This window comes from Microcella sp., from assembly GCF_025808395.1.
Classification (GTDB): Bacteria; Actinomycetota; Actinomycetes; order Actinomycetales; family Microbacteriaceae; genus Microcella.
This window is the reverse complement of record NZ_CP075524.1, coordinates 2737642-2764382: the sequence shown is the minus strand read 5'-3', so window position 1 is coordinate 2764382 and position 26741 is coordinate 2737642. Positions and strand designations below refer to the sequence as shown.

At 68.8% G+C, this 26741-nt stretch carries 25 protein-coding genes and 1 tRNA gene; 5 read left to right on the top strand and 21 right to left on the bottom strand.

Translation table 11 applies throughout. The features are described 5' to 3' along the window. Positions 1 to 163: 163 nt before the first annotated feature. A complete protein-coding gene (locus KIT89_RS13565) occupies positions 164 to 1513 on the bottom strand; it encodes an ABC transporter substrate-binding protein (protein ID WP_297602399.1) in 1350 nt (449 codons plus the stop codon). Positions 1514 to 1703: 190 nt separating this feature from the next. Here KIT89_RS13565 and KIT89_RS13560 point away from each other — a divergent pair, with 190 nt between their 5' ends. Beyond that, entirely contained in the window at positions 1704 to 2732 is a 1029-nt protein-coding gene (locus KIT89_RS13560; protein WP_297602398.1) for a LacI family DNA-binding transcriptional regulator, read from the top strand. Between the two features lie 55 nt (positions 2733 to 2787). Here the strand turns inward: KIT89_RS13560 and KIT89_RS13555 are convergent. From KIT89_RS13555 to KIT89_RS13520, 8 genes are all read right to left on the bottom strand, one after another. Beyond that, positions 2788 to 2860, bottom strand: a tRNA-Leu gene (locus tag KIT89_RS13555). Positions 2861 to 2881: 21 nt separating this feature from the next. Then, on the bottom strand, positions 2882 to 4201 hold the full coding sequence (locus KIT89_RS13550) for an FAD-dependent oxidoreductase (RefSeq protein ID WP_297602397.1): 1320 nt from the start codon (positions 4199 to 4201) through the stop codon (positions 2882 to 2884). 40 nt (positions 4202 to 4241) lie between these two features. After that, positions 4242 to 5507 (bottom strand): S8 family serine peptidase, encoded by a 1266-nt coding sequence (locus KIT89_RS13545; RefSeq protein ID WP_297602396.1) that lies wholly within the window; start codon positions 5505 to 5507, stop codon positions 4242 to 4244. Then, positions 5480 to 5998, bottom strand: coding sequence for a DUF501 domain-containing protein (locus KIT89_RS13540; RefSeq protein ID WP_297602395.1), 519 nt, complete (start codon positions 5996 to 5998; stop codon positions 5480 to 5482). The genes KIT89_RS13545 and KIT89_RS13540 overlap by 28 nt, the downstream gene beginning before the upstream one ends. Further along, positions 5995 to 6507, bottom strand: coding sequence for a septum formation initiator family protein (locus KIT89_RS13535; RefSeq protein WP_297602394.1), 513 nt, complete (start codon positions 6505 to 6507; stop codon positions 5995 to 5997). The genes KIT89_RS13540 and KIT89_RS13535 overlap by 4 nt, the downstream gene beginning before the upstream one ends. Before the next feature lie 70 nt (positions 6508 to 6577). Further along, a complete protein-coding gene (gene eno, locus KIT89_RS13530) occupies positions 6578 to 7858 on the bottom strand; it encodes a phosphopyruvate hydratase (RefSeq protein ID WP_297602393.1) in 1281 nt (426 codons plus the stop codon). Between the two features lie 65 nt (positions 7859 to 7923). Then, positions 7924 to 9177 (bottom strand): histidine--tRNA ligase, encoded by a 1254-nt coding sequence (gene hisS, locus KIT89_RS13525; protein ID WP_297602392.1) that lies wholly within the window; start codon positions 9175 to 9177, stop codon positions 7924 to 7926. A gap of 13 nt (positions 9178 to 9190) precedes the next feature. Then, positions 9191 to 9883: a MazG family protein gene (locus KIT89_RS13520; RefSeq protein ID WP_297602391.1), complete on the bottom strand. Its 693-nt coding sequence runs from the start codon at positions 9881 to 9883 to the stop codon at positions 9191 to 9193. A gap of 401 nt (positions 9884 to 10284) precedes the next feature. Here KIT89_RS13520 and KIT89_RS13515 point away from each other — a divergent pair, with 401 nt between their 5' ends. Beyond that, positions 10285 to 11133 (top strand): CPBP family intramembrane glutamic endopeptidase, encoded by an 849-nt coding sequence (locus KIT89_RS13515; protein ID WP_297602390.1) that lies wholly within the window; start codon positions 10285 to 10287, stop codon positions 11131 to 11133. On the opposite strand, the gene mfd is transcribed toward KIT89_RS13515, so the two are convergent. The 7 genes from mfd to KIT89_RS13480 all read right to left on the bottom strand — a co-directional run bounded on the left by mfd (position 11100) and on the right by KIT89_RS13480 (position 17987). Further along, positions 11100 to 14639, bottom strand: coding sequence for a transcription-repair coupling factor (gene mfd, locus KIT89_RS13510; RefSeq protein ID WP_297602389.1), 3540 nt, complete (start codon positions 14637 to 14639; stop codon positions 11100 to 11102). The two genes, KIT89_RS13515 and mfd, sit on opposite strands and share 34 nt — an antisense overlap. Positions 14640 to 14816: 177 nt before the next feature. Continuing rightward, positions 14817 to 15437 carry an aminoacyl-tRNA hydrolase gene (gene pth, locus KIT89_RS13505; protein WP_297602388.1) on the bottom strand — a complete coding sequence of 207 codons (621 nt, stop codon included), beginning with the start codon at positions 15435 to 15437 and terminating at the stop codon, positions 14817 to 14819. 62 nt (positions 15438 to 15499) lie between these two features. Further along, the gene (locus tag KIT89_RS13500; RefSeq protein ID WP_297602387.1) at positions 15500 to 16150 is read right to left on the bottom strand and encodes a 50S ribosomal protein L25/general stress protein Ctc; all 651 of its coding nucleotides are present in this window, start codon (positions 16148 to 16150) and stop codon (positions 15500 to 15502) included. Between the two features lie 144 nt (positions 16151 to 16294). Next, positions 16295 to 16771 carry a gluconokinase gene (locus KIT89_RS13495; protein WP_297603974.1) on the bottom strand — a complete coding sequence of 159 codons (477 nt, stop codon included), beginning with the start codon at positions 16769 to 16771 and terminating at the stop codon, positions 16295 to 16297. Positions 16772 to 16809: 38 nt separating this feature from the next. Then, complete coding sequence (locus tag KIT89_RS13490; RefSeq protein WP_297602386.1) at positions 16810 to 17133, bottom strand: antibiotic biosynthesis monooxygenase; 324 nt, start codon at positions 17131 to 17133, stop codon at positions 16810 to 16812. A 45-nt stretch (positions 17134 to 17178) separates the two neighbouring features. Continuing rightward, entirely contained in the window at positions 17179 to 17562 is a 384-nt protein-coding gene (locus KIT89_RS13485) for a hypothetical protein (RefSeq protein WP_297602385.1), read from the bottom strand. A gap of 2 nt (positions 17563 to 17564) precedes the next feature. Further along, complete coding sequence (locus KIT89_RS13480) at positions 17565 to 17987, bottom strand: hypothetical protein (RefSeq protein ID WP_297602384.1); 423 nt, start codon at positions 17985 to 17987, stop codon at positions 17565 to 17567. A gap of 220 nt (positions 17988 to 18207) precedes the next feature. On the opposite strand from KIT89_RS13480, the gene gndA reads away from it, so the two are divergent. Further along, positions 18208 to 19668 (top strand): NADP-dependent phosphogluconate dehydrogenase, encoded by a 1461-nt coding sequence (gndA, locus tag KIT89_RS13475; protein ID WP_297602383.1) that lies wholly within the window; start codon positions 18208 to 18210, stop codon positions 19666 to 19668. Positions 19669 to 19687: 19 nt separating this feature from the next. On the opposite strand, the gene KIT89_RS13470 is transcribed toward gndA, so the two are convergent. Then, on the bottom strand, positions 19688 to 21625 hold the full coding sequence (locus tag KIT89_RS13470) for a CoA transferase (RefSeq protein ID WP_297602382.1): 1938 nt from the start codon (positions 21623 to 21625) through the stop codon (positions 19688 to 19690). Positions 21626 to 21674: 49 nt separating this feature from the next. Here KIT89_RS13470 and KIT89_RS13465 point away from each other — a divergent pair, with 49 nt between their 5' ends. Both KIT89_RS13465 and KIT89_RS13460 read left to right on the top strand, forming a co-directional pair. After that, positions 21675 to 22031 (top strand): hypothetical protein, encoded by a 357-nt coding sequence (locus KIT89_RS13465; protein WP_297602381.1) that lies wholly within the window; start codon positions 21675 to 21677, stop codon positions 22029 to 22031. Between the two features lie 37 nt (positions 22032 to 22068). Further along, positions 22069 to 23430, top strand: a complete 1362-nt coding sequence (locus KIT89_RS13460) for a transaminase (RefSeq protein ID WP_297602380.1) — start codon at positions 22069 to 22071, stop codon at positions 23428 to 23430. Here the strand turns inward: KIT89_RS13460 and KIT89_RS13455 are convergent, their stop codons facing one another. From KIT89_RS13455 to KIT89_RS13440, 4 genes are all read right to left on the bottom strand, one after another. After that, positions 23431 to 23604, bottom strand: coding sequence for a hypothetical protein (locus KIT89_RS13455; protein ID WP_297602379.1), 174 nt, complete (start codon positions 23602 to 23604; stop codon positions 23431 to 23433). 225 nt (positions 23605 to 23829) lie between these two features. Continuing rightward, positions 23830 to 24807 carry a ribose-phosphate diphosphokinase gene (locus KIT89_RS13450; RefSeq protein ID WP_297602378.1) on the bottom strand — a complete coding sequence of 326 codons (978 nt, stop codon included), beginning with the start codon at positions 24805 to 24807 and terminating at the stop codon, positions 23830 to 23832. A gap of 47 nt (positions 24808 to 24854) precedes the next feature. Beyond that, the gene (gene glmU, locus KIT89_RS13445; protein WP_297602377.1) at positions 24855 to 26303 is read right to left on the bottom strand and encodes a bifunctional UDP-N-acetylglucosamine diphosphorylase/glucosamine-1-phosphate N-acetyltransferase GlmU; all 1449 of its coding nucleotides are present in this window, start codon (positions 26301 to 26303) and stop codon (positions 24855 to 24857) included. Continuing rightward, positions 26300 to 26737, bottom strand: coding sequence for an SRPBCC family protein (locus KIT89_RS13440; RefSeq protein WP_297602376.1), 438 nt, complete (start codon positions 26735 to 26737; stop codon positions 26300 to 26302). The genes glmU and KIT89_RS13440 overlap by 4 nt, the downstream gene beginning before the upstream one ends. Positions 26738 to 26741 lie beyond the last annotated feature (4 nt).

Sequence of the window (26741 nt, the reverse complement as noted above, 5' to 3'; positions counted from 1 at the left end):
CCCCCCAACTAACCCCCCCCCCCCGGTTGGGGCGCCGGGGGGGGCGCCCGCCCCGCCCCCCCCCCGACGAGGTGCGCTCGACGAACGAACGACGGTCACGGCGCAAGCACCCCCAGGCGAGGGATCACGCGTCCCCGCCGATCGTCATCGAGCGCCAGCATCGTCAGAGACCCAGCTCTTGCTCGTAGAACGCCTGGACGCGCTCGACGAACTCACGACCGGTGATCTGGCTGGTCACCAGCAGCTGCGACTCGGGAATGATCGACCCTGCATAGATGCCGGCCGTGGTGTTGGCCATGAAGTCGACCTGGCCGTTCTCGGCGCCGATCTGAGCAGACATCTCGAGTGCGCGCTCGATGAGCGAACCTGGCGCCACCTCGGGCAGCGGCAGGCTGGGGTCGCCGCCGGGCGACGCGCCGGTGATGTCGACGATGATCTGACGCGCGGCCGGATCGGTGTGGATCCAGTTGAGGAAGTACACGATCTCGTTGATGTTGTCAGAGCCGGCAGCCACCGAGAACGAGTTGCCGGCGCCCATCGCGATGTGACGGTCGCCTTCGTTGATCGGAGGCACGAGGAAGAACGTGACGTCGTCACCCAGCGCATCCTGGTAGCCGGCTGCGGCCCAGTTTCCGTTGAACGTGAAGAGGCCTTCGCCCTCTGAGAACCGCGTCACGAACGAGAAGTAGTCGATCGCGTTGATGTCAGACGGAAAGTAGCCCTTGTCGGCCCAGTCGCGAATGAGCTCGGCGCCCTGCACGTTGCCTGGCGTGTTGTAGGTCGCACCCGGCTCATTGAACATCCAGCTCAAGAACTCGTCCTGGTCGGCGAACTGGTTCATGGCGGCCTGCACCACGAAGTTCACGACACCGTCAGAGTCGCCTGCCATGATCGGCAGCTCGCCCGCGGCCTTGGCGGTCGCCATCATCGCTTCGAACTCGGCCATGGTCGAGGGCGTCGAGGTGATGCCGAGTCGCGAGGCGATCTCCATGTTCATGAAGATGCCGGTCACGCTGTAGCCGAGACCGAGCTGGTAGAGCGAGCCCGAACCGCGCACGCCCTCGTCAGACATGCGCATTGGCGCGAGCTGCGATGCGGGCCACGAATCCCAGCCGTACGCCTCGAAATAGGGGTCGAGGTTCGCGAGGAGTCCGTCGCGCACCGTGTCGCCGATGGTCGGGAGGCGGATCAGGTCGGGCGGGTTCGAGCCCGCGAGCAGTCGCGGCGCGTTCGCGGTGAGGTTCTGGAACGTGTCGCGCGTGACCTCGAAGGTCACGTTCGGATATTGCCGCGTGAACTCTTCGGTGAGCGCGTCGGTGACGGGAAAGCCCGTCTCGTCGGCGATGGTGAGAACGACCTCTTCGTCGGTCAGCACCGTGCTGACCTCAGTGTCGCCGGTCGGAGCGGGGCCCGTGCCTCCGGGCGCGCACCCGGCAAGCCCGATCATCGCGAAAGCGACGGTCGCGCCGAGCACGGCGCGGGTCGACCCGCGCCGTGATGTGTGAAGACGCATCAGTGTGACTCCTTTGTCTTGTCTCTTGGTCGCTGATCGACAGGGTGTCATGGCACAACGCCCACGATCACGCCCGACCCGGCAGGATCGGTGCTAAATCCATTTAGCACCATTCTCCCGTTTCCTGTCAAGCCAACAGCGCCGACCGCCGCGCGCGGCCTACACTCGAAAAAGAGGAGGCCACCGATCGATGCCGAGCAAACGCGTCACGTTGAGCGATGTCGCACGGCGTGCTGGCCTGTCGTCGACAGCCGCCTCGATGATCTTGAACGGTCGGCCAGACACACGCCTCTCGCAAGACGCGCACGACCGGGTGATCAGAGCTGCCGAAGAACTCGGCTATCGACCGAACCTGACTGCTCGCGGCCTGCGCACCTCGACCACCGACACGATCGGCTTCATCTCTGACGTCGTGGCCACGACCCGCTTCGCCAGCGGGCTCATCAAGGGTGCGCTCGACGCCGCGCACGACGCCAAGCACGTCCTGCTCGTGCTCGAGACCGCGGGCGACCCGCGCCGCGAAGCAGAAGCGATCGAGGCTGTGCTCGATCGCCAAGTCGACGGCATCATCTTCGCCACCATGCGATCTCGAGAACTGTACGTTCCCCGCATTCCCGACAGCACTCAAGTGGTGCTGCTCAACGCCACCAACGACTCGTACCCCAACTCGGTGCTGCCCGACGAGCGTCAAGGCGGACGCACTGCCGTCGATCTTCTCGCGTCGAGAGGCCACCGCGAGGGCATCGTGCTGTTGGGCTTCGACGAAGAAGCAGAACGCGGCCTCTTTCGGTCGATGACCGTCGCACGGCGCATCGCCGGAATCGGCGAGGCCATGCGAGACCACGGCCTAAAATTCGCTGTGACCGAATCGATCTGGTTGTGGGAGCCCGAGCACGGCTATGCCGCGATGAAGAAGATCTTGAAGCGCCGAAGGTCAGCAGTGCGCAGCATTCTGGCGCTCAACGACCGCCTGGCCTTCGGCGCGCATCAGGCACTCACCGAGGCCGGGCTCTCCGTGCCAGACGACGTGTCGATCGTCTCGTTCGACAACGACGAGATCGCCGCCTACATGAGACCCGGCCTCACGACCATCGCGCTGCCGCACGAGCAGATGGGCCGCACCGCGGTCGAGGTTCTGCTCGACCACGATCGATCGGGCGAGATACTCGTGCCCATGCCCATCGTCGAGCGCGACTCGATCGCCCCAGCGTCGAGCTGAGTACCCCGGGTGGGGCTCGAACCCCGCGACGCGCAAGCGTCGCGCCGTGTCGCCGTACCCCGGGTGGGGCTCGAACCCACACTGAAGCGATTTTAAGTCGCCTGCCTCTGCCATTGGGCTACCGGGGCGCGCGACCAGCCTAGATCGACTCAGACCTTGGGGCGCGAGGCGAACTTCTGAAAGTAGGCCTGGGGCGTCTCGCGCGCCGACAGGCTCACGGTGTCGCGGCCGAGGAAGAAGTGCCCGACCCAGCCGCCGAAGACCCGCAGCTTGCGCTCCCACATCGGGATGGCGAGGCCGTGGTAGCCGCGGTGCATGATCCAGGCCATCCAGCCCTTCACCGCGACGCCGCGCCACTGGTACACGCCCACCCACAGCCCGAGGCCGGCGACGGCGCCGAGGTTGGTGTGGTTGTACTCTCGCGGCTGCTCGTCGCGCAGCACGGCGATGAGGTTCTTGGCCAGTTGCTTGCCCTGGCGCACGGCGTGCTGCGCGTTGGGCACGCAGTAGCCGCCGACTCCGCCGCCCGAGAGGTCGGGAACTGCGGCGACATCGCCCGCCGTCCACGCACCCTCGAGGGGGCCGTTGTCGTCGACGACGCGCAGGTCAGGCTGCGCCCGCAGGCGCCCGCGCTCGTCGACGGGAAGGTCGGTGCCGCGCAGCACGGGGTTGGCCATGACGCCGGCCGTCCAGATGACGAGGTCGCTCTCGAAGGTCTCGCCGGTCGACAGCTCGATGCGGCCGTCGACGGCACTCGTGAGCTGCGTGTCGAGGTGCACGATGGCGTCGCGCTGAGCGAGGTTCTTGAGCACCCAGTGGCTGGTCTTGAGCGACACTTCGGGCATGATGCGCCCCATCGCCTCGATGAGGTGAAAGTGGGTGTCGTCGATCGAGAGGCCCGGGTACTGCGCGAGGAGCGAGCTCGCCAGGCTGCGCAGCTCGGCGAAGGTCTCGATGCCGGCGAAGCCGCCGCCCACGACGACGACGGTGAGCAGGCGGTCGCGTTCGGGGCCCGCAGGCAGCAGGGCTGCGCGGCTGAAGTTGTCGATGAGTCGGTCGCGCACCGCGACGGCCTCCTCGATCGACTTCATGCCGATGGCGACATCTGCCACTCCCGGAATCGGGAAGGTGCGCGACACCGAGCCGGCCGTGACGACGACGTGATCGTAGTCGATCGTGTAGGGCTCGCCGACCTCGGGAGCGATCGTGGCGGTCTTGGCCGCGTGGTCGATGCCGGTGACGGCCGCAGTGATCACGGTGGTGCGCTTCAGGTGCCGTCGGTGCGAGACCACGGCGTGGCGGGGCTCGATCGAGCCTGCGGCCACTTCGGGCAGGAAGGGCTGGTAGGTCATGTAGGGCAGCGGGTCGACCATGATGACTTCGGCCTCACCGCGGCGCAGTTGCTTTTCGAGCTTCAGAGCGGTGTAGAAACCGGCATAGCCGCCACCGACGACAAGAATTCTGGGCACGGGAAAAGCACTCCTTGGTGGTAGAGGGAACCGCCCCAATCTACTCTGAACGGCGGCGGCTGACGAACCGCAGGGCGGCCGCGGCGCCGAGCGCGGTGAGCACCGTGCCTGTTCCGGCGATGATGATCACGAGAGGGATGCTCGCCGCAGCCTCCCGCACGATGAAGCTCGGCACCAGAGAGGGCGGTGCCGTGACCGCGCGAGCGCGCGGCGGCTGGGCCGCAGCGATGGCCACCTCGAGCGGCGCGGCGTCTGCGCGACGATTGACGGTGATCCATTCGGCGAGCGACCCCAGGGGGTTCGCGGTGACGTTCGGCACCTCTGCGCTCACCGCCGCGGCGGCGTCGATGACACCGTATCCATAGTCGGGGTCGGGCACGACCGAGGTCACGGGGCGCGCCGTGCTGATGATGCGGTTGATGACGCCCGCAGCATCGAGGTCGGGGTGCGCGGCACGCACGAGCGCCGCGATGCCGGCCACGATGGGCGTCGCGCCGCTCGTGCCCTGCCAGAGTCGGTGGCCGCCCCCTGGCACTGCGCCGATGAGCCCCTCGCTGGGAGCCATGACTCCGATCGTGATGCCCTCGGTCGACGCGGCGGTGCTCGCCCGCCCCGCACGGTCGATGCCTCCCACGGCGAGCACTCCCGGCATCGTGGCGGGCGCCGCCACCTGGTCGGTGCCGCTGCCGCGGTTGCCAGCTGCGGCGATGACGACCACGTCGTTCTCTTCTGCGTAGAGAAACGCGTCATCCCAGCTCTCGGGCCAGTCGATGCGATTGCGGGTCAGCGAGAGCGAGATGATGTCGGCGCCGTTGTCGACCGCCCAGACGACGCCCTCTGAGATCTGGTCGTCGCCGCTGCGCTCACCCGGCCCGAACACGAGCGAGATGCTGAGTATCGAGGCGGCGGGTGCCGCACCGATCACGCCGACTCCCGGCGCGCTTCCGCGACCGGCGGCGAGCGAGGCAACCATGGTGGCGTGCGTGCGGCCGTCGGGGCCGAGGGGCTCGGTGCCGGAGGGCGAGCCTCGACCCGAGACATCGGTGCCCCCGATGACGGCGCCGGCCAGGTCGGGATGCGTGGCATCCACCCCCGAATCGATGATGGCGATGACGACGCCTTCGCCGCGCGTGGTGCTCCAGGCCTGCGTGATGCCGAGCTCGCTCAGCCAGTACTGCCGGTCGCGCACGGCATCGGCGAACGCGGGCTCGGCGAGCGAGCCGGGCAGCAGCACGCCGACGGCCAGGCCGCTCGCGATGAGCAGCGCACTCGCGCGCCTCAGGCGGGGCGCTGGTCGGCGTCGCATGCGCACACCTCGGGGCTCCAGCCGCACTCGGCCAGGGCGAGGTCTCCGATGGGGTTCACGCCCGGGCCTGCCGCGAGGCTGTGCCCGACGAGCGCGTGCAGGCACTTCACGCGCACTGGCATGCCGCCGGCAGAGTATCCCTCGATCTCGGGAACGTTCAGGATGCCCTCCCGATCGCCGAGGTACGACTCGTGCGCCGCGCGGTAGGCGTTCTGCAGTTCGACGTCGTCGAGCAGCATCGCGGTGTACTCGGCCATGCGGCCCTCGGCCTCGAGGGTCGAGACGGCCGCCGTCGCGGCCGGGTGGCTCAAGTAGTACAGGGTCGGAAATGGCGTGCCGTTGCCGAGCCGAGGGCTCGTCGCGACCACGGTCGGCGCACCGCACACGCAGCGCGCGGCGATGCCGATGACGTCGCGCGCCTGCCGACCGAGTTGCGCCGAGACGATGTCGACGTCGCGGTCGGTGAACGGTGCGAACGGCGGGCGGCTCATCCCCCGCCGCCGAACTGCGGAGACGGCAGCTGATCGGCCGGCTTGTCGGTGAGGCCTGCCGTGACGGCCGAGGTGAGCAGCGCGCGCACCCAGTCGATGCGGGTGGTCTGAATCTCGTCGCTCACCGGAGTGCCGTCGAAGCGCTCGGGGGTGACGCCGTCATCGATGATGAGGTAGCTGATGTCGCCCGGGTAGACGTAGAGCAGTCGATCGCGCGCTTGCGCCTCGATGTAGGCGGAGTCTTGCCAGCGATCGATCTCGGTCTGCAGCTGGTCGACCTCGGCCTGCTGCTCGGCCACGCGTTGCTCGAGCGCCGCGATCTCGCGCTGCTGCTCGACGAGCAGCCGCAGCGAGGGCGCGAGCACGATGAGCCCGGCGACGATGAGCACGAACACTGCGACCGTGAAGCCCGAGATCTGCAGGTTGCGAAACCACGGAGTCGCCGCCGGAGCGTCGACGGGCAGCGCGACGGGAGTCGTCGTGCGCGGGTCGCGAGGTCGGCGGGGCATGGTGCCAGCTTAAGCGAGCGACCCGCCGCACCCCGAGTGGGGAGGCGGCGGGCCGGATGCTCGCGCTGCGCTACGCGCTGAATCGCGGGAATGCGCCACGGCCTGCATACACCGCGGCGTCACCCAGCTCTTCTTCGATGCGCAGCAGCTGGTTGTACTTCGCCACGCGCTCACTGCGAGCGGGGGCACCGGTCTTGATCTGGCCGCTGTTGGTCGCCACGGCGAGGTCGGCGATCGTCGTGTCTTCGGTCTCGCCCGAACGGTGCGAGAGCACGCACGTGAATCCGCTGCGCTGCGCGAGCGCGACGGCGTCGAAGGTCTCGGTGAGGGTTCCGATCTGGTTGACCTTGACGAGCAGCGAGTTGGCAGAACCCTGGGCGATGCCGTCAGCAAGGCGACTGGGGTTCGTGACGAAGAGGTCGTCGCCGACGACCTGCACGCGTGAGCCGACCGACGCGGTGAACGCGGCCCAGCCTGCCCAGTCGTCTTCAGCCAGCGGGTCTTCGATCGTCACCAGCGGGTATGACCCGACGAGGTCGCCGAAGTATGCGGTGAGCGACTCGGCGGTGTGCTCGGCCCCCTCGAAGCGATAGATGCCGTTCTCGAAGAACTCGGTCGCCGCGACGTCGAGCCCGAGCGCGATGTCGGTGCCGGGCGTGAAGCCCGCCTTCTCGATGGCCGCCATGAGAAAGTCGAGGGCCGCCTTCGTGCCGGCGAGGTCGGGGGCGAAACCACCCTCGTCACCGAGGCCCGTGCTGAAGCCGCCGGCCTTGAGCTCGCCCTTGAGCGCGTGGTAGGTCTCGACGCCCCAGCGAAGGCCTTCGCTGTAGCTCTCAGCTCCGATCGGCAGAATCATGAACTCTTGCACGTCGACGCCGGTGTCGGCGTGGGATCCGCCGTTGATGACGTTCATCATCGGCACGGGCAGCACGTGGGCGTTCGGCCCGCCGAGGTATCGGAAGAGGGGCAGGTCGGCCGAGTCTGCGGCGGCCTTCGCCACGGCGAGCGAGACGCCGAGGATGGCGTTCGCGCCGAGCTTCGACTTGTTGTCGGTGCCATCGGCGGCGCGCAGCTCGGCGTCGACGAGTCGCTGGTCGCTCGCATCCATGTCTTCGATCGCCGGGCCGAGCACGTCGAGCACGGCGTCGACGGCCTTGAGCACACCCTTGCCCAGGTAGCGGCTCTTGTCGCCGTCACGAAGCTCATAAGCCTCGAAGGCACCCGTCGAGGCGCCCGAGGGCACTGCGGCGCGCGAGACGGTTCCGTCGTCGAGCAGCACCTCGACCTCGACGGTGGGGTTGCCGCGCGAGTCGAGAATCTCGCGGGCGCCGACGGCCTCGATTGCAGCCATGTGGGTGTCTCCTTCGATGCTGGTGAAGCGTTCAGTGGTGGTGGGTGAGTGCAGAGAGCTGGGGGTCAGGCGCTGTCGAGCCTACGCCAGTCGAGAGTCTCGACGTCGGCCGCCGTCTCGGCGGTGATGACGGCGAATCGCGTGAAGCCTTCACCGTGCAGCTGCTCGAGCGCCGCCTTCATGTTCTTCGGCCGCGCGAGCAGTCGCACGCGATCACCGGCGCTCGTCAGCGCCGCCTTGAGCGCCATGAGCGTGGGCAGGTCGGCATCGCGCTCGAAGAGCAGCGCGGAGCCTTCGCCGACCTCGTCGCCGAGTTCGACGAGGTCGATGAGCCGCTCGAAGCCGAGCGAGAAGCCGCATGCGGGCACCTCGGTGCCGAGAAAACGCCCGATCATGCCGTCGTACCGGCCGCCGCCGCCGAGCGAGTAGCCGAACTCGGGGTGCGCGACTTCGAAGATCGGGCCCGTGTAGTAGCCCATGCCCCGCACCAGAAAGGGGTCGAACACGAGGGGCACGTCGCCCGCGGCAGCGCGCAGAGTGCGCAGGTCGGCCGCCGCGGCCTGATCGGCGAAGACGGTGTGGTCGAGCATCCGCCACGAATCATCGCCGTCGAGGGGAGGGTGCACGCCCTCGAACATCTCGCCAGCACGCTCGACGCCGATCGACTGCAGTTCGGCGACGACGCCGTCGAGGCCGATCTTGTCGAGCTTGTCCATCGAGATGAGTGCGGCAGAGCGCAGCGACTCGGGCACATCGAACGCGGCCAGCCAGGCCGTCAGCAGCCGACGATCGTTGACGCGGATGCTGCACCCCGGCACCCCGAGCGCGTCGAGCGCCGCGACCGTGGCCGTCATGAGTTCGGCTTCGGCGATGATGCCCGGCTCGCCGATGATGTCGATGTCGCACTGCATGAACTGCCGGTAGCGCCCCTTCTGCGGGCGTTCGGCACGCCAGACCGGAGCGATCTGAATCGCACGGAAGACGCTCGGCAACTGGCCGCGGTGCGTCGCATAGAAGCGCGCGAGCGGCACCGTGAGGTCGAACCGCAGCCCCAGGTCGGCGAGGTCGAGGGGGCTCGACGCCTCGGCGAGGGCATCCAGGGTGAGTCCGCGCTTCATCACCGCGTAGGCGAGCTTCTCATTGTCGCCGCCGAGGCCGGCGTGCAGTCGAGACGCGTCTTCCATGACCGGCGTCTCGATCTCGTCGAAGCCGTGAGCGCGAAACACCGAGCGGATGCGCTGCAGCACGCGCTCGCGGTGGGCCTTCTCAGCGGGCAAGAAGTCGCGCATGCCGCGAGGAGGTGTCACAGCAGAAGCCATGCCCACGATTCTGTCACGCGGCCGAGCCCTGCTCGGCGGCGCGTACCCGCCCCTCGAGGTCGCGCACCGCTGCCCGCAGTGCTCGTTCGGCATCGAGCCCGCGCCGACGGGCTTCTGCGGCGAGCGCCAGCATCGCCTCGCCGAGCGCCTGCTCGTCGGCGACCGCGGCGTCGGCGACCTCGGTCGCCACCTCGATGCCGAGGCCGTCAGCCTTGTCGAGCACCTTCTGCGCGCGCGACAGCCCGGTGAGGCCCGCGGGCACGCCGTCGAGCACGCTCGCGCGCTCAGGCTTCTGGTCGCGCTTCCAGCCCTCCCAGTTGGCGGCGACCTGCTCGGCCGTGTCGGCGACGACGTCGCCGAAGACGTGCGGGTGGCGGCCGACCATCTTGGCCACGCTCGCTGCGGCGACGTCATCGATCGTGAAGGGATGCTCGCTGCTGGCCGCGGCGATGTCAGCGTGAAACAGCACCTGGTAGAGCACGTCGCCCAATTCTTCGAGCAGGTCGTCTCTGCTGCCCGACTCGATCGCTTCGATGAGTTCGTGCGTCTCTTCGACGAGGTATCGGGTGAGGCTGTCGTGCGACTGCTCGGCATCCCAGGCGCAGCCGCCCGGCGCCCGCAAGAACTCGAGCACGGCGATCAACTGATCGAGGTTCGGATGCGGTTTCGGTGCAGGAAGCGCGGGGGTCGACTGGTCGGGCGTCATGCGACCATCCTGCCCCCTCGACGCCGCCCTGGCGCGGCCCCCTCGACGCCGCCCTGGCTCTGTGCCGTTCAACGCCGCCCTGCGCCGCGCCGTTGCGCACTGCCGGGTCAGGGTTGCCGAGTTGGGGTTGCCGAGTTGGGAGCGCCGGGTCGGGTCGGGAGCGACTCGTCAGGAGCATCTCGTCAGGAACGACAGGCCAGGAGCGCACAGTTGCCTGCGTTTCACTCCCGAACTGTAGGAGCCCGGAGCGACTCTTCCGCGACCGGGTGTCGGGATGTTCCTACAATTCGGGAACGTTTCGGGGGGGGGGGGGGCAGACGGTTGCCTGCGGCGAGCACGAGCACGGGGTACGAGCACGGCCATCGGCAGAAGCGCAGCCGACGGTGGACGAGACTGGAGGCATGCTTCCCGAGTTCGACTGGCCGATGCGCGTGGCAGCAGCGCTGCTCGCCGCGGGGCTGCTGACCCTCTTCGCCGCGCGCGCCGTGCAGCGAGACCGCCGCGAGCTCGTGCGCTTTCGGCGCTACCGTTCGACAGCACGACGGCAGACGATGATGCGCAAGTGGCTCATCGAGTCGTTCGTGCTCTTCGGCGGGGCGTCACTGCTCGTGCTGCTGCTCGTCTCCCCCGTCGTGACTCCCCTCCTGCAGGCAGCGCAAGCGGTGGCCCCCATCGCGTGGCTTCGAGAAGCCCTCGGGGGCGGCCTCGGCACGGGGCTGCTGGTCGGCGGGCTGCTGGCAGTGGGCATCCTGACCATCATCGGCGCCCGCAGCGCACGGCGCGAGGGCGGCGTCATCATGCTCGGCAACATCGCCGCCCTGCTTCCCCGCAACCGGCCAGAGCTCGGCTGGGGCGCGGCGCTGTCGGTGAACGCCGGAGTCGTCGAAGAGGCGCTGTTCAGGCTCGCGCTGCCTGCACTGCTCGCCATCGTCACCGGCGAGCCCCTCAGTGCGTTCGCGCTCGCGGCCCTCGTCTTCGGCGCTCTGCACGCCTACCAGGGCTGGGTCGGCGTCGCCGCCACCACCGTCGTCGGCCTGCTCATGACCGTGCTCTATGTGGTCAGTGGCAGCATCATTCTCGCCATGCTCGTGCACGCGCTCTTCGACCTGCGCACGCTCGTGGTCATCCCCATGGCGGTGTATCGCGTGCACGAGGTGCCCGGCACCGTGAAGTTTCCGAAGCCGCTCGCGGTTGCCGCTGCCATCGATGCCGCGGATCAGGCCGAGGACGTCACAGACTCAGCGCCATAGAGGTTCTGCAGCGTCTGCCCGACCCAGGCGATGAGGTCGTCGTCGCTCGCCGCTGCCGGCATCGGCACGGTCGCGGTGCGCTGCTGCGCGAACCACTTCGACCCCGGGTACATGCGCTGCAGCCGCAACTGGCGAGAATCGGCCAGGTCGAGCCCCACGAGCCGCAGGGTCGTGCCCATGACCACGACATCGCTGAGTCCGAGCTTCTGGGCCTGGCGGCGCAGTCGCGACACGGCGATGAGCGTGAGCACCGACGCGGGCGGGTCGCCGTAGCGGTCGGCGAGCTCGTCGAGCACAGCATCCAGCGCCGCATCATCGCTCGTCGGCGCACTCGCCGTCGACAGCTTCTGATACGCCTCCAAGCGCAAGCGCTCGCTCTCGATGAACTCATCCGGAATGCGCGCATCGACCGGCAGCTCGAGCCGAAGCTCGGTCTGCTCTTCGATCGCGTCGCCGCGGAACACGCTCACCGCTTCGCCGATCATGCGCAAGTAGAGGTCGAAGCCGACGCCTGCGATATGGCCCGCCTGCTCGGCGCCGAGCAGGTTGCCGGCTCCGCGAATCTCGAGGTCTTTCAGCGCGATCTGCATGCCGCCGCCGAGATCGCTGTTGGCCGCGATCGTCTGCAGCCGGTCGTGCGCCGTCTCAGTCAACGGCTTGGTCTCGTCGTACAAGAAGTAGGCGTAGGCCCGCTCGCGCCCACGACCGACACGACCGCGCAGCTGGTGCAGCTGGCTCAGCCCGTACTTGTCTGCTCGATCGATGATGAGCGTGTTCGCGTTGGCCACGTCGAGGCCCGTCTCGATGATTGTCGTCGACACGAGCACATCGAACTTGCGCTCCCAGAAGTCGACCATGACCTGTTCGAGCAGCGACTCACTCATCTGGCCGTGGGCGACGGCGATGCGCGCATCCGGAACCAGCTCGGCCAAGTGGCTCGCGACGCGCTGGATGCTCGAGACGCGATTGTGCACATAGAACACCTGCCCCTCACGCAGCATCTCACGGTGAATCGCGGCCGCCACCTGCTTGTCGCTGTAGGCGCCCACGAAGGTGAGAATCGGGTGACGGTCTTCGGGCGGGGTCGCGAGCGTCGACATCTCACGGATGCCCGTCACCGCCATCTCGAGCGTGCGAGGAATCGGCGTGGCAGACATTGCGAGCACGTCGACATTGGTCTTCAGCTTCTTGAGGGCGTCTTTGTGCTCGACCCCGAAACGCTGCTCTTCATCGATGATGACGAGCCCCAGGTCTTTGAATTGCACGCCCTGGCTCAGAATGCGATGCGTGCCGATGACGACATCGACCGTGCCGCTCGCCAGGCCGTCGAGCGTCTCTTTCGCCTCGCGGTCTGACTGGAAGCGGCTGAGAGCTCTGAGATGGATCGGGAACCCGGCGTAGCGCTCAGCGAAGGTCTCGACGTGCTGCTTCACGAGCAGAGTCGTCGGCACGATCATCGCCACCTGCTTGCCGCTCTGCACGGCCTTGAACGCCGCGCGCACCGCGACCTCGGTCTTGCCGTAGCCCACGTCGCCCGCGAGCAGGCGGTCCATCGGAATCGGCGACTCCATGTCGCGCTTGACCTCGTCGATCGTCGTCAACTGGTCAGGGGTCTCGGCGAACGGAAACGCCTCTTCGAGCTCGCGCTGCCAGGGGGTGTCTGGCGCGAAGGCGAAACCCTTGCTCGACATGCGAGCGCTGTAGAGCTTCACGAGCTCGACGGCGATGTCTCGCACCGCACGTCGAGCCTTGCCCTTCGCCGCCGCCCAGTCGCTGCCGCCCATCTTGCTGAGGGTCGGCGCCTCGCCGCCCACATATCGGCTGAGCAGGTCGAGCTGATCGGTCGGCACGTAGAGCTTGTCGCCTGGATACCCGCGCTTGCTCGGGGCGTACTCGATCAGCAGAAACTCGCGCTGGCTCTTCACCGCGTTGCGGCCGCCCGTGCTGACCTCGCGCTGCACGAGCTCGAGAAAGCGGCCGATGCCGTGCGTCGAGTGCACGACGAAGTCGCCCGCCTTGAGCTGCAGCGGGTCGACGACGTTCGTGCGCCTGCTCGCGAGCTTCTTCGGCTGGCGTGAGTCGTAGCCGACCGACCGGCCATAGAACTCGGCCTCGCTCAGCAGACCCAGCTGCAGCTCGGGCAGCTCGAAGCCGTGCTCGAGCTGCGCCTGCACGAGGTAGGCCACGCCGGCGTCGAGCTCATCGGGCAGCTCGTCGACGATGCGCGCGGCGACCTCGTGCTCGCCGAGCACATCGGCGGCTCGCTCGACGAGGCCGTGACCCGCTGCGGCCACGATCATCGTCCAGCCCGCGCGCAGTCGGTCGACGACGTGGTCGACGGCTCCCCCGCTGCTTCCCGCGAAACCGGGAGGCTCGACCGCCTCGATGCGCACCACGTCATCGTCGTCGGCGTCGAACGCGCTGATCGTGAACCAGTCGCGATCACCGGCGGCCTCGCGCAAGCCGGTGACCGTCACGAAGTCGCCGCCGTCGAGATCGATCGGCGCTTCGGCCCCCGCCGTCGCGGCATGCCAGGCGGCGGTGAGAAACTCGCGGTTCGTCTCGAGCAGGCTCACCGCGCGGCTCGCCACGCGATCGGGGCTCAGCACCGCGATCGCCGCCCGCTCGGGCAGGTAGTGGCTGAGCGGCACGAGCCGATCGACGAGCGCAGGCGCCAGGCTCTCCATGCCTTCGACCGGAATGCCTTCGCCGATCTTGGCGAGCAGCTGCGCCAGACTCGGAAACTCGTGCTGCATCTCGCGCGCCCGCTGGCGCACGCTCTCGGTCAGCAGCAGCTCGCGCGTCGGAGGGAGCTCGACCTCGTCGACCTCGGTCGGCAGCGATCGCTGATCGGCGACCGAGAACTCTCGCAGCTGCTCGACCTCGTCACCGAAGAACTCGACCCGCACCGGATGCTCTGCCACCGCCGCGAACACGTCGAGAATGCCGCCGCGCACCGCGAACTCGCCGCGACGGGTCACCATGTCGACCCTCGAATAGGCGAGGTCGAGAAGCCTCTCGGTCACGCGCGCCAAGTCGTAGCCGCGCGCTGCGCGGCGCAGCACCACGGGCTCGACCTCGGTGAGCCCGTCGACGAGCGGCTGCAGCGCAGCCCGCACCGACGCGACGACGACGAGGTCGGGCTTGCCGGCATCCGGGTTGTCGGCCCAGGCTCGCAGTGCCCGCAACGTTCGGATGCGCCGGCCGACCGTCTCGGCGCTCGGGCTGAGGCGCTCGTGCGGCAGGGTCTCCCAGGCCGGCAGGTCGAGCACCACGGCAGTCGGCGCCAGTGCCGAGAGCGACTGCTGCACCGACTCGGTCTCGCGCCCCGTGGCCGTGATGGCGAGCAGGCACTGCGGGCCGGGGCGGGCATCCAGCATCGCCGCCACGAGCGGCACGCGCAGGCCTTCGACGACCGAGAAGTCGGTGCTGCTGCTCGCATGCTCGAGGGCGTTCTGCACCGTTCGGGCGCGCGACAGCGCCGGGATTAACCGCTCGAGACTCACGTCGCACGAGTCTACGCGCCCTGCTGAGCGCACAGCATGGGCAACAACGTCTGCAGAATCGGAGACCGCTCGTCACATGGGCCCTCGCGCGTGATTCTGCAGACGTTCGTGCACGACACGGCCGAGCAGGGCTGTCGGCGGGCTGCGCGGCGACCTCGCGCGCTCGGCTCGCCGCACTCAGGCGCGAGGGGCGTGCACCTTCTGCTGCGCCGCCAGCAGGCCTTGCTCGACGATCAGCTCGACCGCGTCGGCTGCGTCGCCCAGCACGAACGGCAGGCGCGCCCGTTCGGCCGACGGAAAGTCGCCGAGCACGTATGACGCCGCGTCTTGACGGCCCGGCGGTCGGCCGATGCCCACGCGCACGCGCACGAAGTCGGGCGTGCCGAGCGCCTTGATGATGTCGCGCACGCCGTTCTGCCCGCCGTGACCGCCGTCGGCCTTGAGCTTGATGGTCTCGAACGGCAGGTCGAGGTCGTCGTGGATGACGATGACCCGCTCGGCCGGAATCGAGAAGTAGGCGGCCGCGCTCGAGACGGGCCCGCCCGACGTGTTCATGTAGCTCAGCGGGCGCACGAGCACGAGCTTCGGCCCGCCAGCACGCAACCGCGCTTCGGCGAGCATCGTCGACGTGCGGTGCCGCCCGAATCGTGCGCCGAACCGGTTCGCCAGCTCGTCGAGCACCATCGCGCCGACGTTGTGCCGGTTGCCGGCGTAGCCGGGCCCGGGGTTGCCGAGCCCGGCGACCAGCCAGGTGTCACTGCTCGCAGCGGGCGCCGAACGGCGAAAGAGGCCGGCCATGGCTCGACCTCCTCGCTCGTCGGTGATGGTGGCGAACGGATGCCCTCCGTTCGCCGCGATGCTTACTCGGCTGCGTCGGCCTCGGCCTCTTCGGCCTTCTCGGCGGCAGACTCTGCCGACGCCTCAGCCGCAGCCTCTTCGACCGCTGCCTCGTCGGCGACGTCGGCGGCCGATGCGCGCGGCACGGTGATGTTGATCACGAGCGCGTCTGGGTCGGTGATGAGGGTGGTGCCCGACGGCAGGGTGACGTCGCCGGCGTGAATCTGGGCGCCCTCTTCGAGGCCCTCGACCGACACGGTGAGCGACTCGGGAATGTGCGTCGCCTCGGCCTCGATCGTGAGGGTGTTGTGGTCGACCATCACGAGGGTTCCGGGGTACGACTCGCCCTCGACGTGCACCGGCACATCGACGGTGACCTTCTCGCCCTTGCGCACGACGATGAGGTCGACGTGCTCGATGATCTGACGCACGGGGTCTTTCTGCACGTCTTTCACGAGCGCGAGCTGCTTGTCGCCCTCGATGTCGAGGGTGAGCACCACGTTCGACTTGCGCAGCAGCAGCGCGGTCTCGTGGCCGGGCAGTGCGACGTGCTGCGGGTCGGTTCCGTGACCGTAGATGACGGCGGGAATCTGACCGACCGCGCGCAGCTTGCGTGCCGCGCCCTTGCCGAATGAGGTGCGCTTCTCGGCGCTGAGCTTGTTCTCGTCAGCCATGCTGATGTCTCCTTGAATCGGTGGGCCACCCGGCCCGGTCTGGGTGTCAACTCGAACGCGCGAATCGCGTGAGGAAAGACCTGATGCCTTGCCCACCGCGTCGATTACGGAGCGATTGCCGCTCCCTCGCCGAAGTACAGTCGCTCAGTCTACCCGAGTGTCGAGAAGCAGGGCGACGTCGGCCGCGAGAGCATCGATCGGCCGGGTCGCATCGAGCACGACGATGCCCTCGGCCGGGTCGGGCGGCTCGAGCGTGGCCAGTTGCGAGTCGAGCAGCGTCGCGGGCATGAAGTGTGCGTCGCGAGTGGCCGTGCGGCGCTCGAGCTCGGTGCGCGGCACCTGCAGCAGCACGAAGAGCGTGCCGGGCGCGTGCTGTCGAAGTCGATCGCGATACGACCGGCGCAGTGCGCTGCAGGCCATGATGCACGGCGCCTCATCGCGCAGAGCCGCGCCGACGGCATCCAGCCACGGGGCGCGGTCATCGTCGTCGAGGGGGATGCCTGCTGCCATCTTCGCGACGTTCTGAGGCGGATGCCGATCATCGGCGTCGAGAAACGTCACCCCGGTCACTGCACTCGCGGCGAGACCGATCGTGGTCTTGCCAGCGCCCGAGACGCCCATGAGCACGACCGATCGCTCGGTCGAGCGCTGCGTCGAGTTCAGAGCGAGCCCTTGACGGCATCGCCGACGGGCAGCGGCGTCAGCCGGATCACCTCGACGGGTGCCGCGAGGTGCCCGTCGAGGGCAGCCACGAGGGTGGCGACGGGCTGGCCCGCACCGTGAGCGTCGAGCTGCTCGACGGTCGTCCACTTCTCGATCATGACGATGCGGCCGTCGTCGGCCTCGGTGATCGCGTAGAGCTCGCACCCCGGCTCGTCATGCACGAGCGGGATCGCGGTGTCGAGCGCGGCGAGCACCTCGGCTCGATGACCATCGAGAGGCTGGAAGATGGCGACGACATTGACGGCATCGGTGGTGGTCATGACCCCACGCTATCGAAACGTGCGCTTCGAGATGCGATGAGATTGCTACCAGAGGTCGAGCACCAGCCGACTCGGGTTGGTGGGGTCGACCTTCACCGGCAGCGTGGCGCCGGGCTGCACTCGCGGAACGAGCACCATCGGAATCACTGTCGTGAGGTGCACCGGCACTGAGGCGCCGCCCTGCAGCAGCACCGTCAGTTCGAGCGCCACCTGCACGCCGTCGTTCACCACGACGCCCGTGCTCGTGACCCGCTGCACAGTCGCTGTAGCGGGCACGAAGCCCTCGGCCGCTTCAGTGCGCAGGGCGTTCTGCGCGATGAGCGCATCCATCGTCGCTTGCGCCTGCGCGAGCTGCGCACCCGTGTCCATGGTGACGAGATTCTCGAAGCCCATCGCCGTGAGCTTGGCGAAGTTGGTGAAGAACCCCATGGCTAGAGCGAGGTGTAGAGCTCGTTGAAGCGCGAGCCGACAGCGCGATCGGCCTGGATGCGGGCGCCCCAGCCTTCTTGAGCGGCGGCCCAGTCGGTCGCGGAGATGCCGAACGTCGCCGCCACCTCGACGAGCTTGCTCGTGTCGTAGCCGAACGCTGCGATGCCCTTGCTCACCTTGGCGTAGGTGTCGAGGTCGACGCCGGCGATCGGGGCGAGTGCCTCGGCCGAGGGGGCGCCGTGCGCCTGCTGGTTGATGATGTTCACTGCAGCCTGCGAGCCGACGGTGCCGGGCATGCCAGCGCCACCGTAGGCCGCGGGGTTCATCGCCGCCTGAGTCTGAGCCTGCGCGGCCAGCGTGTTGGCGCTCTCGATGAGGCCGGGCGCCGCGTTGATGGTGTCGATCATGCTCTTGAACATGTTCATGGGGGTGACCTTTCTGTCGGTAGGAGAAGCGGTGATCTGAGCTTCGCGCAGCGCACGACCGAGCGACTGAGCAGGCGTTGCTCAGGTTTCGAGACCGCGATTGCTCAGTCGTCGCCGAGCGCACCGCAAACCGCTCTAGGCTGGTTCACGGTTGTGCCACCGCCTCATCGAGTCAACCGATCCGCGCCCGCAGGCGCCGCAAACCCGCTCAGGAGCACCCGTGACCAGCACCGCACCCTCACCCGTCGCCAACATCGGAGTCGTCGGCCTCGCCGTCATGGGCTCGAACCTGGCCCGCAACCTCGCCAGCCGCGAAGGCAACACCGTGGCGGTGTACAACCGCTCGTGGGAGAAGACCGAGACCCTCATCACCGAGCATCCCGAAGCTGGTTTCGTCGCGACGAAGGACTACACCGAATTCGCCGCCGCCCTGCAGAAGCCGCGCACCGCACTCATCATGGTGCAGGCCGGCCGAGGCACCGACGCCGTCATCGACGAGCTCGTGCAGGTCTTCGAACCGGGCGACATCATCGTCGACGGCGGCAATGCGCTGTTCGCCGACACGATCCGCCGTGAGGCGGCCGTGCGCGCCACCGGCATCAACTTCGTCGGCGCAGGCATCTCGGGCGGCGAAGAGGGCGCGCTCAACGGGCCGTCGATCATGCCGGGCGGGTCGGCCGAAGCCTGGGTCACCCTCAAGCCGATTCTCGAGTCGATCGCCGCCGTCGCCGAAGGCGAGCCGTGCGTGACGCACGTGGGCACCGACGGCGCCGGGCACTTCGTGAAGATGATCCACAACGGCATCGAGTACGCCGACATGCAGCTCATCGCCGAAGGCTACGACCTGCTACGTCGCGTCGGCGGGCTCACCCCCGCCGAGATCGCCGACGTGTTCGCCGAGTGGAACACCGGCGAACTCGAGAGCTACCTCATCGAGATCACCGCCGAGGTGCTGCGCCAAGTGGATGCGACGACCGGCAAGCCGCTCGTCGACGTCATTCTCGACCAGGCCGGCGCCAAAGGCACCGGCGCGTGGACAGTGCAGACCGCGCTCGACCTCGGGGTGCCGGTGAGCGGCATCGCCGAAGCCGTCTTCGCGCGCTCGCTCTCGTCGAACCCCACCCAGCGCGCCGCGGCCGCGTCGCTGCCGGCGGGCGCCGAAGAGTGGCAGGTCGCCGACCGCGACGCGTTCATCGAAGATGTGCGCCGCGCGCTCTACGCCTCGAAGATCATCGCCTACAGCCAAGGATTCGACGCCATCGTCGCCGGAGCCCAGCAGTACGAGTGGGACATCAAGAAGGGCGAGATCGCGCGCATCTGGCGAGCAGGCTGCATCATTCGTGCGCGCTTCTTGAACCACATCACCGAGGCCTACGCGAGCGACCCCGACCTCGTTGCGCTCATCACTGCGCCGTACTTCGCCGATGCTGTGGCGAGCGCGCTGCCCGCGTGGCGGCGCGTGGTGGCAGGCTCGGCGCTCGCCGGCATTCCCGCCCCAGCCTTCGCCTCGTCACTGGCTTACTACGACGGCCTTCGCGCCGAACGGCTGCCCGCGGCTCTCGTGCAGGGGCAGCGCGACTTCTTCGGAGCCCACACCTACAAGCGCGTCGACCGCGAGGGCACCTTCCACACCCTGTGGTCGGGCGACCGCAGCGAGATCAGCGCCGAAGACACGCACTGAGCCTCCTGTCGCGCCGCCGCTACTGCGGCGCGACCCCGCTCCCGCGCGCCGAGCGCGGTCGCCGCGCTCCGCGTTCTCGGCGCAGGTACCGCACGGTGAGCACGCGATCACCGGCCGACACTCGCCCGAGAAACAGCGGCGTGACGAGCAGCAGCACCGGGGCCGCGAGACCCACGAGCGCTGCGCCGCTCGTCACGGCGATGACGCTCACCGTGAGCAGTGCAGCGGCGAACGACTCGGGCAGCGCCGACGCGCCCGACGCGAGCAGCGCCGCCGTCGCCGCGACGAGGTGCGCTGCGTAGCCGACCGATGCGGCCGTGCCCACCGCGATGCCGACGGTCGTGCGAGGTGAGATGAGCATCCACGTCGCGGCGATGATGGCCGCCTGCGCGACGGCGCCGATCGCCCACGCGGGCGTGCTCCACCACGGAACAACCGTCTGCGTCTGGGCGAGCAGAGCGGCGCCGATGGTCGAGGGCAGACCTTGCAGCGCCCACGTCGCCAGTGCGGCGCCCGCCGCCCACGCGAGCACCCGCCACCAGGTGAGCGAGAGCGTCGCGCGCAAGGCGGGTCGCGGCCGCTGATCGACCTCGGCCACCGCGGCAGACTGCCACACCGGATCATCGCTGCCGAGCCGCCGCGGGGGCTGCAGCGTCTCGAGCGCGAGCGCACTCACTTCGAGGGGCGAGTCGAGCACGTCGACCGTGCCCCACACGGTGTCGAGCGGCCGGCTCGGCAGAGGCTCGAGCGGTGTCACCGGAAAGGGCCCGCCGCCCCACGCCGTGCGCCAGCGCTCGAGCTCGACGGCGGTGCGGGCCAGCGACAGCCTGCTCACCGAGCCGCTCCCGAGCGTTCGAGCCGTCGAGATGCCGCGCAGGGCGGCTGCCGCGGCGAGCCACCCCGTCGCGTGATCGAGGGCCTGCACCGGCAGCGGCACGGGATGCTGCGCCGAGGTCTCGCGCATGCCGCGGTCTGCGATGCCGCTCGACATCTGCACGAGACTGTCGAAGCCGCGGCGGCCCGCCCACGGGCCGGTGTAGCCGTAGGCGTTGATCTGCACCTCGACGAGGCCGGGGCGCAGCTGTCGGCGGGTGTCGGCATCGAGGCCCATCGACTCGAGTGCGCCAGGCCGGTAGCCGTGCACGAGCACGTCGGCCTCGGTGAGCAGGGCGAGCAGTTCGGCGCGGCCGTCGACGGTGCGGGCGTCGAGCCTCGCGCACCGCTTGCCGAGCGTCATGTCGGGCTCGAGCGCCGGCTCGTTCCAGTCGGGAGGGTCGATGCGCAGCACGTCGGCGCCGAGCATGGCGAGCACGCGCGTGGCCACGGGCCCGGCGAGCACGCGCGTGAGGTCGAGCACCCGCACGCCGGCGAGCGGCCGCCCCTCGAGACCGGGTGACATCGCACGGCCTGCCTCGCCCTGCTGCACGTCGACGAGCGGTTCGGCCGCGACGGCCTCGCCCTGCGGGTGGCGAGACCACGCGCCCGCGGTGCGCATGGCCGCGGCGGCTCCCCCGGCGAACACGACCTCAGACTCGAGATCGTCGGCCCGCCAGTCGGTCACCGCCGCCGCGACCTGCGCTCGCGTCGCCGTGCCCGTCAACGCGAGCACCTCGAGCGCGGCCGCCCGGTGAGCCGCAGCATTCGTGTGCAGGCGAATCCACCCGTCGCCGGTCGCATAGTCGCCCGCGAGCTCCTCCCACGGCGACGCCACCGGCTCACGGGGTCGCACTGCCGCGCTGAACCAGCCGTCGACGAGAGGCGTGCTGACCTCGGCCTGCGCGTCGGTGCCGACCAGGTCGGCGAGCGCGAGCGCCGTCGCGCCGACTGCCGCCGCGGCGAACTGGCTCACCGGGTATGAGCCGCCCAGGCTTCGGGGGCCGACGATCGCGAGGTCGCCGGTCAATCCGAGTTGCTGGGCGAACACGTACGCACCCGGTCGCGGCGCCATCGAAGTCATGCCTCGCAGACTACCGAGGCGTTCGGGCGGGAGTGAGAGACTGGGGGCGATGGACGACGACGATCCGCGCGAGCTGCTCGAATACGAGTCAGGCGACGGCGCCTCTGCCTGGCAACGCCGGCGGCGGGTGCTGCGCTGGGTGGCCCTGATCGCTCTCGTCGGCATGCTCGTGCCTACGGCGCTGGGCACCTACTCGACAGCCCGCAGCACGGCAGCGCAATCGTGCCGCATCGCCGTCGACTTCTACGCAGACGAGCGCACCCCGTCACGCGTGGCCTTCGAACTGCTGTCGCCCGACGCTCTCGGCTGGAACTGCTACGCCCAGCTCGGCAACGCCGAAGTGCTCGTCGCCGTGCTCGGGCTCATTCCCGGCACGCCCCGCCTCGTGTCGCGCGTGGGAGTCTGACCGCGTTGCTGTGGTTGATGTTTGCGACAATGAGCGCATGATCAGCATCGATCGCACCCGCCTGGCCGAGCTCACCGAGCGCGAGCAGCAGGCCTTCATCGCCGCCCGCCCGAAGTCGAAGGCCGCCTACGAGCGCGCCGAGCACCTCTTCGGCCGCGTGCCCATGACCTGGATGAACAAGAAGTCGGGCGCCTTTCCGATCTACCTCGACCGCGCGCAGGGCAACCGCGTGTGGTGCATCGACGGGCACGAGTACATCGACTTCGCCCTCGGCGACACCGGCTCGATGGCCGGGCATTCGCACCCCGCCGTGGTCGACGCCGTCACGCGCCGCATCGGCGAGCTCGGCGGGCTCACGACGATGCTGCCGACAGAAGACGCCGAGTGGGTCGGCGCCGAGCTCTCACGCCGATTCCGCATGGACCGATGGTCGTTCTCGTTGACGGCGACGGATGCGAATCGCTGGGCGATTCGTCTCGTGCGCGCGATCACCGAGAAGCCGAAGATCGTCTTCCACTCGTACTGCTACCACGGATCGGTCGACGAGTCGCTCGTGGTCGTCGGGCCCGACGGCGAGAGCGCGTCGAGGCCCGGCAACGTCGGCGCCCCCGTGCCGGTGACCGAGACCTCGCGCGCCGCCGAGTACAACGACCTGCCGGGGCTCGAGCGCGCCCTCGCGCACGGCGATGTCGCCGCGGTGCTCATCGAGCCCGCGCTCACCAACATCGGCATCGTGCTGCCCGAGCCGGGCTACCTCGAGGGCGTGCGCGCGCTCACCCGGCAGTACGACGCGCTGCTCATCATCGACGAGACCCACACGTTCTCGGCCGGGCCAGGCGGCATGACGCAGGCCTACAACCTCGAGCCTGATCTCGTGATCATCGGCAAGGCGATCGGCGGGGGCATCCCGACCGGGGCCTACGGCCTCTCGGCCGAGTTTGCCGAGAGGTCGCTGGCGCGCACCGACCTCGACCTCGTCGACATGGGCGGCGTCGGCGGAACCCTCGCGGGCAACCCGCTCTCGGTCGCGGCGATGCGCGCCACCCTCGAGCACGTGCTCACCGACGAGGCCTTCGCGCACATGATCGACACGGCGACCTACTTCACCGACGGAGTCAATGAGCTCTTCGACCGGTATGACCTGCCGTGGGCGATCAACCAGCTGGGCGCGCGCGCCGAGTACCGCTTCGCGCGGCCCTACCCGATCAACGGCACGCAGGCGGCTCTCGCTGCCGATGGCCAGCTCGAAGACTTCTTGCACCTCTACCTCGTGAACCGCGGCATCATGCTCACGCCGTTTCACAACATGGCGCTCATGGCGCCGATGACGAGCCGGTCAGATGTGGATGCTCACCACGAGCACTTCGAGGCGGCCATCGTCGAGCTGCTGGGGGTGTAGCTACGCGCGCGGGGTTCCTGAAGCGCGCGAGCGGCCCGTGATCCAGCCCCAAGCGCCCGTCGCGAGAAACAGCACGATGCCGACGACGGCGAGCCAGAAGAGCCCCTCGACGACGAATCCCAGCACTGACAGCACGACCCAGATGATGAGCAAAGTGATGATAATTCCAGTCATGACTTCGACGGTACGTGGTCGTGGCGTCGAGCGTGACCCCCTTGACACCCCGCACGAGTGTCGCTATCCCGCGCGCGCAGCCGCACCCGTTGCCGCAAAAGTGGCCGCAAGAGTGGCCGTGAAAGTGCCCATTTGTGGCACTGGTGCTGAAAATTTTCGCGACTCATGCCACAAACGGGCACTTTCGCGGGTCGGGCGAGGCGGCGGCTGCGTCGAGCAGGGCGCCTAGGCGGCGCCGTCGAACATCGAGGTGACCGAGCCGTCGTCGAATACCTCGTGAATGGCGCGGGCGATGAGCGGCGCGATGGGCAGCACCGTGAGGCGATCCCACCGCTTCGACTCCGGAACCGGCAAGGTATCGGTGACGACCACCTGATCGACGGCATCGCTCTGCAGAATCTCGAACGCGGGGTCGCTGAACACGGCGTGGGTCGCGGCGACCACCACTCCGAGTGCACCGTTCTTCTTGAGCGCTTCGGCGGCTTTGACGATCGTGCGGCCGGTGTCGATCATGTCGTCGACCAAGAGGCAGACGCGGCCCTCGACCTCACCGACGATCTCGTGCACCGTCACCTGGTTGTGCACCATCGGGTCTCGGCGCTTGTGGATGATGGCGAGCGGGGCGCCGAGCTTCTGGCTCCAGATGTCGGCGACGCGCACGCGCCCCATGTCGGGCGACACCACGGTGAGCGTCTCGGGGTCGAGTTGCGCTCTGAAGTGCTCGAGCAGCACCGGCATCGCGAACAGGTGGTCGACGGGCCCGTCGAAGAAACCCTGAATCTGGGCGGCGTGCAGGTCGACGCTCATGATGCGGTCGGCACCCGCGGCCTTGTAGAGATCGGCGACGAGTCGCGCCGAGATGGGCTCGCGGCCGCGACCCTTCTTGTCTTGGCGCGCGTAGGGGTAGAAGGGTGCGACCACGGTGATGCGCTTGGCAGAAGCACGTTTGAGAGCATCCACCATGATCAGTTGCTCCATGAGCCACTCGTTGATCGGGCTCGCGTGCGACTGCAGCACGAAAGCATCGCACCCGCGCACGCTCTCGTCGTAGCGCGCGTAGATCTCGCCGTTGGCGAAGGTGCGGGCGTCGGTGTGCACGATCTCGGTCTCGAGCTCTGCAGCGATCTGCTCGGCGAGGTCGGGGTGCGCCCGGCCGGTCACCAGCACGAGGCGCTTCTGGCCGGTGATCTTGATGCTGGCCACTGAGTTCCCGCCTTCTGCCGCCGAGGCGACGCTTGTCTGTCGGTCGCCTACGCGGTGTCGGGGTCGTCGACCGACTCTCGTGCCGCCGCCGCTGCGTCGGCCGCCGCTGTGCCCGGGCGGTTGACGGCCACCCAACGATCGACGTTCCGCTGCGGTGCCACATTCACTGCCAGGGCGCCCGCCGGAACATCTTTTCGCACGACCGTTCCCGCTCCCGTGTACGCTCCGTCACCAATCCTAACGGGGGCAACGAAGACGTTGTGCGAGCCCGTGCGGGCGTGAGCCCCAACCTCGGTGCGGTGCTTGTTCACGCCGTCGTAGTTGGCCGTGATCGTGCCCGCGCCGATGTTGGTTCCCTCACCCACAGTCGTGTCGCCGACGTACGACAGGTGAGGCACTTTGGCGCCACGGCCGAGCGTCGAGTTCTTCGTCTCGACGAACGTGCCCACCTTGCCGTCGTCGCCGATGACGGTGCCGGGGCGCAAGTAGGCGAAGGGGCCGACGGATGCTCGCTCTCCGATCACCGCGAGCGTGCCGTCGGTGCGGCTCACGCGCGCGTCTCGACCGACCTCGCAGTCGGTGAGTGTCGTGTCTGGCCCCACCACGGCGCCGCGCGCAATGCTCGTCGCACCCTTGAGCTGCGTGCCCGGCAGCACCTCGACGTCTTCGTCGAGGGTGACGGTGCGGTCGATCCAGACACTCGCGGGGTCGCTGATTGTGACGCCTGCGAGCTGCCAGCCGCGCACGATCATGGCGTTGAGCCGCAGGGCAGCGTCGCTGAGTTGCACACGGTCGTTGACTCCGGCGACGAGCCAGCCTTCGCGCACGGGCAACGCGGCGACGGGCCGCCCGGCACTGCGCATGAGCCCGATGACGTCGGTGAGGTACTTCTCTTGCTGAGCATTGTCGGTGCTGACGAGCGCAAGCGACTCGCGCAGGGCCGGCACGCTGAACACGTAGGTGCCCGAGTTCACCTCGGTGAGGGCGCGCTCGGCCTCGGTGGCGTCTTTCTGCTCGACGATGCGGTCGAGGGCTCCGGCCGCATCACGCACAACGCGCCCGTAACCGGTGGCGTCGTCGAGCACCGCACTGAGCACGGTCGCCGATGCACCCTGCGTGCGGTGCTCGGCGATGAGCCGGGTGAGGGTGTCGGCGTCGAGCAGGGGCACGTCACCTGAGACGACGAGCACGTCGCCCTCGAAGTCGTTCGGAAGAGCATCCAGCGCAGCTTCGGCCGCCCGCCCTGTTCCTGGAACCTCGTCTTGGTCGACGATCGTGCAGGCTCCGTCGCACTCGAGCACCGTGGCGGCGACGCGGTCGCGTTCGTGCCGCACCACGGTCACGAGATGCGCGGGGTCAAGAGCCCGAGCCGTGGCGAGCACGTGCCCGATGAGCGGAATGCCCGCGAGCCCGTGCAGCACCTTCGGGGTCTGCGACTTCATGCGGGTTCCTTGCCCGGCGGCGAGCACGACGACGGCGAGGCGCGAATCAGTCATTCGTCTATCTTCTCGCACAGTTCGGCGAGGCGGCGCAGGTCGGCGGTGACCGCTCGCTCGTCGTCGCGCCACTGATCGTCGGTCATTCCCGGCAGGCGCACGAGGGTGAACAGCACGTCGCTGCCGTGCGGGGCCGGTTCGACACGAAGGCGATTGTGCACGACAGTGCCGTCGGGCATCGTCACGTCATGATCGAGGATGCCCGAGGCGACATCGACGAAGAACTCCACCTCGATGTGGCCGAACGGAGACTCGACCACCCAGCGTTCGCGGTGAACCCGATCGTCGTCGTCGCCGGAGCCGACGACGACCCTCTCTGCCGACTGCGCGAAGCCGTAGGCCCACTCCGGCAGTCTGTCGAGCTGCCCGGCGACCGCCATCACCTGCCCCACCGTGCGCGAGATCGGCTGGCGCATGACCCGTCTGGTGACCACAGCC

Bases quoted from the DNA above. Each gene is read 5' to 3' on its own strand.
- KIT89_RS13465 (WP_297602381.1), top strand. From the start codon at position 21,675: ATGGACGACGACGATCCGCGCGAGCTGCTCGAATACGAGTCAGGCGAC.
- eno (WP_297602393.1), bottom strand. From the start codon at position 7,858: ATGGCTGCAATCGAGGCCGTCGGCGCCCGCGAGATTCTCGACTCGCGC.
- KIT89_RS13565 (WP_297602399.1), bottom strand. From the start codon at position 1,513: ATGCGTCTTCACACATCACGGCGCGGGTCGACCCGCGCCGTGCTCGGC.
- KIT89_RS13500 (WP_297602387.1), bottom strand. From the start codon at position 16,150: ATGGCTGACGAGAACAAGCTCAGCGCCGAGAAGCGCACCTCATTCGGC.
- KIT89_RS13545 (WP_297602396.1), bottom strand. From the start codon at position 5,507: ATGCGACGCCGACCAGCGCCCCGCCTGAGGCGCGCGAGTGCGCTGCTC.
- KIT89_RS13455 (WP_297602379.1), bottom strand. From the start codon at position 23,604: ATGACTGGAATTATCATCACTTTGCTCATCATCTGGGTCGTGCTGTCA.
- KIT89_RS13470 (WP_297602382.1), bottom strand. From the start codon at position 21,625: ATGACTTCGATGGCGCCGCGACCGGGTGCGTACGTGTTCGCCCAGCAA.
- KIT89_RS13535 (WP_297602394.1), bottom strand. From the start codon at position 6,507: ATGCCCCGCCGACCTCGCGACCCGCGCACGACGACTCCCGTCGCGCTG.
- hisS (WP_297602392.1), bottom strand. From the start codon at position 9,177: ATGGCTTCTGCTGTGACACCTCCTCGCGGCATGCGCGACTTCTTGCCC.
- KIT89_RS13560 (WP_297602398.1), top strand. From the start codon at position 1,704: ATGCCGAGCAAACGCGTCACGTTGAGCGATGTCGCACGGCGTGCTGGC.
- KIT89_RS13540 (WP_297602395.1), bottom strand. From the start codon at position 5,998: ATGAGCCGCCCGCCGTTCGCACCGTTCACCGACCGCGACGTCGACATC.
- KIT89_RS13520 (WP_297602391.1), bottom strand. From the start codon at position 9,883: ATGACGCCCGACCAGTCGACCCCCGCGCTTCCTGCACCGAAACCGCAT.
- KIT89_RS13480 (WP_297602384.1), bottom strand. From the start codon at position 17,987: ATGAACATGTTCAAGAGCATGATCGACACCATCAACGCGGCGCCCGGC.
- KIT89_RS13515 (WP_297602390.1), top strand. From the start codon at position 10,285: ATGCTTCCCGAGTTCGACTGGCCGATGCGCGTGGCAGCAGCGCTGCTC.
- glmU (WP_297602377.1), bottom strand. From the start codon at position 26,303: ATGACTGATTCGCGCCTCGCCGTCGTCGTGCTCGCCGCCGGGCAAGGA.
- KIT89_RS13460 (WP_297602380.1), top strand. From the start codon at position 22,069: ATGATCAGCATCGATCGCACCCGCCTGGCCGAGCTCACCGAGCGCGAG.
- pth (WP_297602388.1), bottom strand. From the start codon at position 15,437: ATGGCCGGCCTCTTTCGCCGTTCGGCGCCCGCTGCGAGCAGTGACACC.
- KIT89_RS13495 (WP_297603974.1), bottom strand. From the start codon at position 16,771: ATGGGCGTCTCGGGCGCTGGCAAGACCACGATCGGTCTCGCCGCGAGT.
- KIT89_RS13490 (WP_297602386.1), bottom strand. From the start codon at position 17,133: ATGACCACCACCGATGCCGTCAATGTCGTCGCCATCTTCCAGCCTCTC.
- KIT89_RS13485 (WP_297602385.1), bottom strand. From the start codon at position 17,562: ATGGGGTTCTTCACCAACTTCGCCAAGCTCACGGCGATGGGCTTCGAG.